This window comes from Rhodococcus sp. P3_B8 (assembly GCF_056402775.1).
Map to the genome: position 1 here is coordinate 1 of NZ_JBFUGT010000249.1, position 9,921 is coordinate 9,921.

Below are 9,921 nucleotides of genomic sequence, written 5' to 3' on the forward strand. Positions count from 1 at the left end.
GTGGTGAACGGCTCGTCGAAGAGGTTGAGCCAGCCGCGCATCGCCGCGATCTCGGAGGTCTGTGTGACGACGATCTGGTCGGCGATGACCCGGATCTGCGGATCGACGTCCTGCGGCATCGTCTGGGCGATCAGCACAGCCTGCTCGTGGTGCACCGACATGTCCTGTGCGAAACCGATGTCCGCTGATGACAATTGGACCCCGCCGGGGTTCGTAGCGCGCTCCGACTGCAGCCACATTCCGACGGYGACCCCGGCGGCACCGAGCACGACGGCGCACAGCAATAGGACCAGGGGACGGCGGAACGACGACGGCGTGGTGTCACTGCCCATAAGTCGAAGCCTGATTCGCCGGTGGTTGATAAACGGCGTCGTCGAGCTGCAACGCCATGAAACCGTTGTCGCTGCACGAGGTCCAGATCTGGTTGCCGTGGAACTCCGGAGGCGAGAAGCACCAGTCCGCGGACAGGTCGCCGAACGCCACCATTCCGGCGCGCGGGCCGAATGCGACCCGCGGATCCGTCTTGCCCTCGAAGACGGCGCGGGCGAGCGGAACGAAATTGAAGAGTGAGACACCGATCAGCGAGGACRGTGCGTGCGGTGAGTTGGTGAGCTGAACGTTCTTTCCGGTCTGTGCCGGCGGGTTGTAGTAGGCGATCTCGCTGATTCGGCTCAGATCGCGAATATCGAACACGCGGATCCCGGACGATTCCCAGGAGCACGCGAGCGCGGTCGGGTCGGCTGGGCGGTCGACCACGCAGTAGTGCGGATCGTAGGAGAACACCGAGCCGCCTTGCGACGACCGAAGGTTCGCGGCGGTATTGGCCGGGAGCTGGATCTCGAGCTTGATCTTCTGCACGATCTCGGCGTGCGCCGGGTCGGCGACATCGAAGACCTTGATTCCGCCGCCGCCGGTTTCGTCGACGGTGAAGATGTAGGGCTTGTCCCCATATGTGACCGGGATGCTGTGCTGATTGAAGAAGCCGTCGGTCCACAGATAGGTGGCGATCTGCGGGACGGTGGGATATGGGTCGCCGCGTTGCACCGCGCTGATGTCGAGGACGGTGATCCCACCGAGATTCGACAGGTACATCCGGTTCCCGTCCGGGGTGATGCCGAATCCGTGCCCGCCGAGTCCGTGCAATCCCTGCCAGATGATCCGCGGCTCGGCCGGGTTTCTGATGTCGATGGCGGTGAGGAATCCCGGTGCGGGCCCGGACACCCAGTAGGTGTTGCCATCCGGGGAGAAGCCGCCTTCGTGGGAGATGAACGGCAGCGGCATCGTGACGTCGGTACCGGCACCCCGGTTGAGCAACCGGGGGTGGGTGCAGTCGGAAATGTCGTAGACGGAGAAGTAGCCGGTGCCGGCAGCGATCGGCACTGCTGTGGCCGCGAGCAACTTGCGTGCCTTGTTGACCTTCAGACTTTCCCAGGTTCCGCCCAGCATCGCCGGTTCGTTCAGGGTCGTGGATAACACCGGCTGTGCAGGGTTCGATACGTCGAGCACCTGTACGCCCGGCGTTGTGGGGTTGAGCAGGTTCCCGGGGAAGAACGTGCTGGTGTAGGAGCAGTGGTCGTAGGTCACCGACAGCAGGCCACCACCGCGATCCTGCAAGCCTCCGACCAGCGACATGTTGCATCGATAACCCTGGGTGCTGCGGCCGTTGTTCCGGTCCTCGGCCGGAACGTCGCCCTGCATACCCGTTTCCGGCAGCGAACCGGGACCGCAATTCGCCCGCGGAACGGCCGTCGAACCGACATCGTCGAAGAAGAACGTGTCGGCTGACGCGATGGCAGGCATCGGGCTTGTCGCGACCCCGAGGACGGCCGAGACGGCCAGTGCCGCGGTAGCCACACCTCGCCGGGCACTTCCTGGCCGCTTCCGCGCGATCCGCATCGAGATCTCCCCTGCAGTGTGGTCTCAATCACGGGAACGCTAGCAACCCGTACTCGAGTTCACATACAAATTGGCCAACTTCGCAGAACTGGCCGACGGCGAGTGAAAGGTATGGCGAGATTCGATGCGTCGGTCGGATCCCTACACTGTCACTCGTGCGAATCGCGACCTTCAACGTCAACGGGATCCGCGCGGCGCAGCGGCGCGGATTCGAGGACTGGCTGGGCGACCGCGGCCCCGATGTGGTCGCGCTTCAGGAGGTGCGCGCTCGTGCCGAGGCCATCCCGCCGGGGGTGTTCGGCGACTACCACCTCACGTACGACGAGGGCGACGTCGCGGGCCGCAACGGTGTCGCGGTTCTGACCCGGCGTGCGCCCATCGCAGTTCGGACGTGGAGTGGTACAGCGCTGATGCGCGCACCGGGTGAAATGCACACCGACAGCGTCGAACTGGATCCGGAGCCGTTGGCTCGGGGTCTGGCAGAGTTCGCGAAGCAGGGCCGGTACGTCGAGGTCGACCTGGCCGATGCGCCGATCACCGTGGCATCGAWGTACCTGCCGAAGGGCGGTCTTCCGGCCCACCTCCAGAAGCCCGGACGCATGCRGGAGGCGCCCGACGGCGGAGCACGCTACGACCGCAAGATGCGTTTCCTCTCCGCGTTCGCGCGACAGCTGACCCGCTCGCGGCGCACGGCACGTGCACGGGGCAGGGAGCTTCTACTGATGGGTGACCTCAACATTGCGCACACCCGTTCCGACGTACGGAACTGGCGGCGCAGCAATCAGGCCGAGGGGTTTCTGCCGGAGGAGCGCGAGTGGTTCGACTCGATCCTGTCGCCGCGCACCCTCGTCGATGTCGTCCGGCGACAGCATCCAGGCGTCGACGGTCCGTACTCGTGGTGGTCGTGGCTGGGGCAGTCGTTCGTGAACGACATCGGCTGGCGCATCGACTACCACCTCGCGACGCCTGACCTGGCTCGAGCGGCGGTCACGGCCGGCACCGATCGGGATCCGGCGGCCGACCGCCGGATGAGCGATCACGCTCCGGTCGTCGTGGATTACGACTTCTGAGCGGTCCGGGCTCCCCGCGCGGCGAGGACAACCGGAGACTCAGGTGGTCAGTTTCATGGACAGGAAGGCCAAGGTCGCCCCGAACTCTCGGATCTCGCTGGGCTGGTACGGCTGACATGCCCATTCGATCAGGTCTCGATCGGCCACCAGGTCGGCGGCGCGACGGCGGGACTCGTCGGGGTCGGGCGGTGTTGCCCGGAGCGCATCACCCAACCGGCTCAGGGGTTCGACGAGAGGGATGAGCTCGGAGGGAGGGCGGTTCTCAGGCGTGAAGACCCGCTGAGCGCTCTTGATCACCGTCATCGCCGCGAGCCACGAACCTTCCCAGGTACCTGCCTGGTCATTCGGTGGGTGCATAGCGTCAGCGTAGACATCGTGCGTCGAGTCTCGCGGCGACTGACCTGAAATCGTGGATTGATCGATCTACGGCTGTGCGACCACGGTGTTCCCGTTGTCGTCGGAGCAGTTGATCGTGTAACCGATCTCCGCGGATTCCGGGTCTCCCGAGAGGCGGCATTCCCACCCGTCGAAGCTGTACGCCGGTTCGCTCTTGTCAGGTGCCGCGAAGTACTTCGTCAGCATCGTGTGCGCCTCGTCGCAGCGGAGTGTGCCCTTCACGATGACCACCGTCGCAGGTTTTCCCGTCTCCGGATAGACAACGGGGCCACACTGATTCGATCCGCGGGCCTGCTGGGGGAGCGGGGCCGGGGTGGGCGCGATCTGCGGTGGGCTCGCGCTGGGGAGGCTCACGGGTAACGGGGTGAACTCGAACGTGTAGCCGCTGGTGGAGATGGTGAATCCCTTGTCCGTCGCATCGTCCCTGCAGGAGACGCCGGAGAACTGCACATTGCAACTGAATCCGTCGATCGCCAGCGTGGTGTCATAGGGAAGGACGTTGGCGTTGCCGGGAAAGACAGCCTGGTTCCAGTTCTGGAAGCTCGGCTCCTTCCCCGCCTCGACCGCGATGAGGTTCGCTTCCGCCGGCGGGCCGCCGTCCGGCGAGGCGATCTGTGGAGTCCCCGGCACACCCAATGGCCCCGCGGTGGGATGAGAGGCGCATCCGGCCAGATTCTTCGTGGGAATGATCGCGCACAGCCATTTCCCTGACGGTGTGACGAAGCCGTAGGAATCGGCTTCCGGGTCGCTGGAGGCGTACTCCTTCGCATCGACACCGTTGACCGGTGCCTCCGTTGGCGGTGCCTCGCTGGAGGCACTCGGTGCGGCCGATTCGGTGCCCTCGGTCGACGATGCGTCCTGGGTGCAGGCCGCGAGAAACAAGGACGAGACACCGGCGATCGATGCCAGCGCCACCGCGGGCCGAAGTCGAATCCTGGTCATGCACCACACCCCTTTCTCCTCAGTCTGCCGGATCGATCGGATGAGATGTTCCCACGAATACCGGTGTGCCGCGTGGCATCGATCGATCTGCGTCGAACACTGCAGGCGATAACGAACCCGAGGTGTCGAGAAGGTCCACCCAGGTGTCGCATCACCCCACCCTGTGGTGATGGTGCCGAATCCGGATCCCAGCGAGGATCGATCCCGTGTTCCTCGAACTGTCCGGACTCGCGGGCGGCACCCGGTGAGTCTTCGCGCGTAGAGCGCGACCGCCCTGGTGACCGCCGCACTGGCTGTCGCGGTGGTCGCATCCGTCGACTGGCAGTTGTGCCCGGGGCGTGTTCAGTCCGACGGAATTGGCGTTGTTCGTGATGGTCGGAGTGGTGTTCGTGGCGGCCGGCCTGGTCGCCAAGTGCCACCGACCGCAGGACAAACTGGGGTGGCTGCTGGTTGCCGCCGGGCTGCTGTGGCTGGTGAAGGGCTTTCGGCTGTCGACGGTCCCGGTGCTGTTCACGGCGGGCGCGGCGCTGACCAACATGTACAKTCCGGTACTGATCCAACTCGTGTTCAGTTTTCCCTGGGGCCGATTGCGTCACCGGTGGGAGCGATGGTTCGTCGGCGGAAGTTATGCGTACTACGCGGTCGCCGTCGTGTCCGAGCTTGCATTCCTCGACACCCACCGCGTGAGCCCGGCGCATCCGCCTTCGTTGAATTTGCTGCTGGTGCGTGACGACCCGAGGGTGTTCGCGCGCTGCAGGTGATCTTCGGCGCGGTTGGGGGCGCCCTCGGTGTGGTTCTGATCGGCGTGGTGGTCGCCCGGTGGAGGTCGGGTTCACCGGCCTACCGGGCCGCCGTGGCGCCACTGTGGATCGCCGCTCTGCTCGGGACCGCCGCCACCGCCTGGACACCGCTGGTCTCCGTGTGGGTGCACAGCCCGCAGCATGCGTGGACGCTGCTTCTGCGATATCCGTCGACTGCGCGCTCATCCCGCTTGCGGTGCTGGTCGGGATGTGGCGCTACCGAGTCGCCCGAGCCGCGGTGCGCAACCTGATGATCGAGATCGGTACCTCGCCACTCGGTGACGGCGTCATCGACGCGCTGCGGGCGGCGTTGCGCGACCCGGATCTGGTGTTGTGGTCGTTCTCCCGCGCCCGCGACGGGTATGTGGACGCGCAGGGACGTCCCCAGGTTCTGCCACCGAGGAATGATCCCCGTGAGGCCACTGCCCTCATCCGCGACGGCGTCCTGGTGGGGGCGTTGGTGTACGACCGGGCGGTCGCCGACCAGCAGAGGTTCTGGCGGCTGTGCGGGCCGCGACCACCCTGGCGCTGGACAATCAGCGACTGCACGGCGAACTCGAGGCGCAGATGGCGGAGGTCCGCAGGGCCCGTGAGCAGACCGCCAAGTACCAGGGGTCACCCACTCGCCGGTGCTAGAATCTTGGGCATTGTCGCAGGTCCAGTAGTTGATGTCCTCGCATCTTCCTGTCGGAGTCGCCCGGCCGAGGAGGCCGCCCCATGGCTGAGTCATCGGTACTACCCGCGGATCTCGGCGGCAGCCCGGATCTCGAACGCATCATCCTCGAGCACGCCTATCGCGGCGCGTATCTCCAGCTCGCACTTCGTGGTGTTCTGGTGCTCTTCATCGCGTTGACGCTGGCGTTCGTCCCACCCATGAACGACGCGGGCGTGTGTGTCGCGGTCCTGGTTTGCTACGCACTCTGGTCCGGCGGCCTCGCGCTGTGGACTCGTCGTGGCGGTCCGGGGCCGGTGAACGCGATGTGGCTCGCCCTGTTCGTCGACCTCGCGGTCCTCGGTTGCCTCACCCTGTTGACTGGTATTGCGGCACAACAGAGTTGGACCGCAGACATCCTGAGCAACGGTTTGTTCGTGATCCCGCTACTGGCCTCCACGCAGCTCCGCCCGGGGGTCTGTGCGTCCGTGGTGGTGCCGACGGTCTTGGTATTCCTGGCCGCGAGCTGGGCCACGATGGCGTCGAATGAAGAGCCCTGGTCCTCCATCCTGCTCAGCACGATGGCCCTCGCCGTCCTCGGTGCGGGCGCCGTCACGCTCAGCAGAATTCAACGGTCCAGGGTGCTGACGATCGGTCACCTGGTGCGCGACCGCACCGCCCTGCTTGCGGAGTTGATGGGTCTCGAACAACGCGAACGACGTGCGTTGTCCGAGCAACTCCACGACGGGGCGCTCCAATTCGTCCTGGCCGCGAAGATGGACCTCGACGACCTCACCGGCAGTGCCGACCCGGAGGCGGTCGCTCGCATCACCCACGCACTCACCGAATCCGCAACCCTGCTCAGGGCGACCGTCTCTGAGCTGCACCCCACTGTTCTCGATCGTGTCGGTCTCGCTCGCGCCCTCGGCGATCTCACCCGCTCGGCCCAGGCGCGTGGCGGTTTCGAGGTTCAGCTCCTGACCTCGGAATGGGTCGACGACCTTCGCACGTCGGCCGATGATGTGCTGTTCAGCGCGGCACGCGAATTGCTCAGCAACGTGGTCAAACACGCGCAAGCCAGCAATGTCCGGGTCGAGCTGGCGCGGTGGGGTGAGCATGCCGTCCTCGATGTCACCGACGACGGGCGCGGCATCTCCCGAGAGGCGATCGACCGCAGCCTCAGCAGAGGCCACATCGGATTGACATCGCACGAACTCCGTGTCGTCGCAGCGGGAGGCAGCTTCTCAGTCCACCCCGGGCCTCGATCCGGGACGGTTGCGCACATCGAAATGCCGTTCGAGATCGTGACAGCACCCGATTCCCTCACGACGTCGGCGCACTAGCAGTTCGCGGGTCGCTGAGCTGCCGAGGTTCGGGCTACTCGACGCCGAGCTTGACTTCACCGTGGCCAGCACACTGGCGAGGGTGACTTCGGTGTTTTCTTTTCCGTCGGAGCAGGGCTGCGARGGCGGCGTTGGCGGCGATGCGGTGCAGCCAGGTGTTGAAGTGGGACTCGCCAGGCCGGAGTGCTGCCAGGCACCCTCGAACTGAGCGATCGGCACCTCCAGCTGGTTACCGGTCGGGCTTCCCGTGTCGGACGAGATGACCACCCCGCGGGCATCGTCGATGCCGGCGACCACCAGGAAGTGGTCCGGCTGATCGTCCTCGACGCTCTCGGCCCCGGGGGCCAGATCTCCCCGGCGTCAACCATCGCGATCACGCCGTACCCGTCCTCCGGGGCAGCATCAGGTTCGGGGTAGGGGACCAGCTCCGGTTCGGGCTCCGCCGGCGGCAGGTCCGACAAGTCCGGTTCCGGCGGGGCGAGTGGCACATCCGGGGCGGGTGCCGTTGGAGTAGGCGCGATGTCTTCCGACGGGAGGCTGGGGGCGTCCATGGTCTCGTCCTCGGGTAACACCGGGAGGGTTCGTCGACGAATCCCGGGTCCAGTACGGGTCCGTTCAGTTCGGGACCTGGGCCCCAAGGGGACGCGTTGTGGTCCTCGAAGTCGGAAATGGTGTCGTCCATCGAATTGATCTCTCTGTGAGTCCAAACAGAAGCAGCAGTGACCGCTGCCGCACGCCCGAAGTCTTTCGGTGCGTACGGCAGCGGGGAACGGATAGGTCAGACGAGGTCGTCGCCGGGGAGCGATTCAGCGGGGGCGTCGAAGGTGCCGTCGTGCTCGGCGACGAAGCCCTGCGAACCGGTGGTGACCTCGTCGAGGATTCCGTCGTTGGTGTCCTCCATCTTCAGGTCGAAGATCCCGTCACTGTCGGTGTCGACGAGCACGGTGTTGGGGACATCGTCGCCGTCGCTGTCGAGAATGAGGGTGTCGAACTGTCCGACGCCGGTGCTGTCGACGAGCGTGGTGTCGAGGTGCACGTCACCGTTGGTGTCGCGGTAGTACTCACGGACGACGCCGTCGGCGATTGCATCGGCCTGGACAACGTTGCCCTGCGCGTCGAGGATGCCCTTGGCGTCGACGTTGCCGTCGTCATCGAGATCGGTTGCGACTCGGACCGTTCCGTCGGCCTGGGGATGAATGGCGGACACGTAGGTGCCGGTGCTGTCGGTGTCGAGTTCGATGGTTGTCAGGTTGCCGTCGGTGTCGAGGTGCTCGATCTGTTTGACGCCGTCGAGGTCGTGTGGACGGTGTCGACGTTGCCGCCGCCGTTGAGGTCGCGGGGGGAGCGGTACGACTCACCGCTCGCGCCGGGGACATTTTTCGGGTGCCGGGGCCGACTCGGTTCGAGGGTGGGCTCCGGTGCGAGTTCTGGCTCCGGCGCGGCGGCGGAGGTGAAGGGACGCGTCCTCCGGGGACCCGGTCAGATTTGCGGTCGGCGCGGTCGGCGCGGTCGGCGCGGTCGGCGCGGCGGTGTCATTGTTGGAGGGGTTCGTCATCTTCTCGTCCTTGTCGGTCCGGTAAGCAGGGAGCCGATCTCCCTGCCTATGTAAGTGAGATGCCGACGATGACGGAAAAGTTCCCGTGAGTTCCCATCTAACTTCCCGACCGCGTGATTACCGGGCTGACCTGAGCATTTCGAGACTGACGGCGCTCAGAAGTGGCCCTCTGGGTGCATGCAGTCGCGATGCTTTCGCTAGCGTGGGCCCTCTATCCCGTTTGCCGCCCCTGAAAGGAAGATCCCCACCGGACGGATCAAACGGGATTGCGCAGCTCAGCGAGTCTCAGTCAACGCCCCGCTTGCGGAACGTGCCGGTGCAGGTTGGCAAACGGTAGCCAACCCCCGCCCCGTCGGGTGTAGCCGACAAGTGCCGACCGGGCCGGCGAAGTCGGCACCTTTGTTCAGAGGGGCCGATCGTCAGTCAAAGTATTCACGAGATGTTGCTGGTGTGGTTACTGGTCACGAAAGCAGTAGTGACAGGTGAGCTGCTTGGTTTCGCAGTGCGTCGATGTGGTGAAACATCAGGTGGAAATGGTTGATGTGTCCGGATATAACCAGGCCGGCGACGAGGGTGCCGGCAGCGGATCGGATTGGCACTGAGACGCAGGCAGAGTCATTGCGCAGTTCGCCGACCTGAGTGGCATAGCCCTGATCGCGGACGAGGTCGAGGTGCCTGCGGAGTTCGCTGCGCACGTGGACGGTCCGGGCCGTGAGCGGTTGGGGGCCTCCGCGCTGGAAGGTCGAGTCGAGCCTGTCCTTCTCGGCAAGGATCAGCTTGCCGACGGCGCTGGCGTGGAGGTGCTGGTTGAGGTAGTTCTCATCGGACCGGCACGGGTACTCCGGATCCGGGGCGATCAGGCGTACCACTGTGTCGGTGTACGAGTAGAGGCGGACACCGAAGCGGATCTCGTTACGTAGCTCGGTGAGGAGATCGCGGGCGGCTGTGCACACCGTTGGTCTGATGGCGGTGTTGGCTAGCGCGGCGACCTTGTGGCCCAGTGCGAAGCAGCCTGGACGATCGGGCCGACGAAGGACGAATCCGTCGTCGACCAGAAGCGTCAGCATCCTGTATACGGTCGCGGGAGGTATGGCCAGTGTGTCTGTGATGTCTCTGGCTGTTACTCCTTCGCCCACGCGAGCCACTTCCGCGAGGATTCTTAACGCGTTCTGGATCGCCCGTGGTTGACGTCCCGAGATAGCAGGGGCGGAGGCCGCAGTCTGAGCATTCACGCTTCATCCAGAATCGAGTTGTTGCTGTGACATTC

11 protein-coding genes are annotated in these 9,921 nt (G+C 65.3%); 5 read left to right on the forward strand and 6 right to left on the reverse strand.

Annotated features, from left to right (window positions below):
• A partial coding sequence (locus tag AC1D1G_RS35695) for a DUF305 domain-containing protein (RefSeq protein ID WP_477955796.1) occupies positions 1–332 on the reverse strand: 332 nt, incomplete at its 3' end.
• Positions 322–1,896 (reverse strand): LVIVD repeat-containing protein, encoded by a 1,575-nt coding sequence (locus AC1D1G_RS35700; RefSeq protein WP_477955798.1) that lies wholly within the window; start codon positions 1,894–1,896, stop codon positions 322–324. The genes AC1D1G_RS35695 and AC1D1G_RS35700, both read right to left, overlap by 11 nt.
• 155 nt (positions 1,897–2,051) lie before the next feature.
• Between AC1D1G_RS35700 and AC1D1G_RS35705 the strand changes: the two genes are divergently transcribed.
• Positions 2,052–2,966 (forward strand): exodeoxyribonuclease III, encoded by a 915-nt coding sequence (locus tag AC1D1G_RS35705; protein ID WP_477955800.1) that lies wholly within the window; start codon positions 2,052–2,054, stop codon positions 2,964–2,966.
• Positions 2,967–3,005: 39 nt separating this feature from the next.
• On the opposite strand, the gene AC1D1G_RS35710 is transcribed toward AC1D1G_RS35705, so the two are convergent.
• Entirely contained in the window at positions 3,006–3,323 is a 318-nt protein-coding gene (locus AC1D1G_RS35710) for a hypothetical protein (protein ID WP_477955801.1), read from the reverse strand.
• Between the two features lie 66 nt (positions 3,324–3,389).
• Entirely contained in the window at positions 3,390–4,304 is a 915-nt protein-coding gene (locus AC1D1G_RS35715; protein WP_477955802.1) for a hypothetical protein, read from the reverse strand.
• A gap of 338 nt (positions 4,305–4,642) precedes the next feature.
• Here AC1D1G_RS35715 and AC1D1G_RS35720 point away from each other — a divergent pair, with 338 nt between their 5' ends.
• The 4 genes from AC1D1G_RS35720 to AC1D1G_RS35735 all read left to right on the forward strand — a co-directional run bounded on the left by AC1D1G_RS35720 (position 4,643) and on the right by AC1D1G_RS35735 (position 7,516).
• On the forward strand, positions 4,643–5,065 hold the full coding sequence (locus tag AC1D1G_RS35720) for a hypothetical protein (RefSeq protein WP_477955804.1): 423 nt from the start codon (positions 4,643–4,645) through the stop codon (positions 5,063–5,065).
• 543 nt (positions 5,066–5,608) lie between these two features.
• Complete coding sequence (locus tag AC1D1G_RS35725) at positions 5,609–5,740, forward strand: hypothetical protein (RefSeq protein ID WP_283352159.1); 132 nt, start codon at positions 5,609–5,611, stop codon at positions 5,738–5,740.
• Between the two features lie 81 nt (positions 5,741–5,821).
• Complete coding sequence (locus AC1D1G_RS35730) at positions 5,822–7,099, forward strand: sensor histidine kinase (RefSeq protein WP_477955805.1); 1,278 nt, start codon at positions 5,822–5,824, stop codon at positions 7,097–7,099.
• A gap of 183 nt (positions 7,100–7,282) precedes the next feature.
• Positions 7,283–7,516 carry a hypothetical protein gene (locus AC1D1G_RS35735; RefSeq protein WP_477955807.1) on the forward strand — a complete coding sequence of 78 codons (234 nt, stop codon included), beginning with the start codon at positions 7,283–7,285 and terminating at the stop codon, positions 7,514–7,516.
• A gap of 361 nt (positions 7,517–7,877) precedes the next feature.
• Here the strand turns inward: AC1D1G_RS35735 and AC1D1G_RS35740 are convergent, their stop codons facing one another.
• On the reverse strand, positions 7,878–8,306 hold the full coding sequence (locus AC1D1G_RS35740) for a hypothetical protein (protein ID WP_477955809.1): 429 nt from the start codon (positions 8,304–8,306) through the stop codon (positions 7,878–7,880).
• Between the two features lie 809 nt (positions 8,307–9,115).
• The gene (locus AC1D1G_RS35745) at positions 9,116–9,886 is read right to left on the reverse strand and encodes an IclR family transcriptional regulator (RefSeq protein WP_477955810.1); all 771 of its coding nucleotides are present in this window, start codon (positions 9,884–9,886) and stop codon (positions 9,116–9,118) included.
• Positions 9,887–9,921: the final 35 nt, after the last annotated feature.

What these genes read in the sequence shown, in the direction of transcription:
- AC1D1G_RS35710 (WP_477955801.1), bottom strand. Translation starts at nt 3,323, where the DNA reads ATGCACCCACCGAATGACCAGGCAGGTACCTGGGAAGGTTCGTGGCTC.
- AC1D1G_RS35715 (WP_477955802.1), bottom strand. Translation starts at nt 4,304, where the DNA reads ATGACCAGGATTCGACTTCGGCCCGCGGTGGCGCTGGCATCGATCGCC.
- AC1D1G_RS35730 (WP_477955805.1), top strand. Translation starts at nt 5,822, where the DNA reads ATGGCTGAGTCATCGGTACTACCCGCGGATCTCGGCGGCAGCCCGGAT.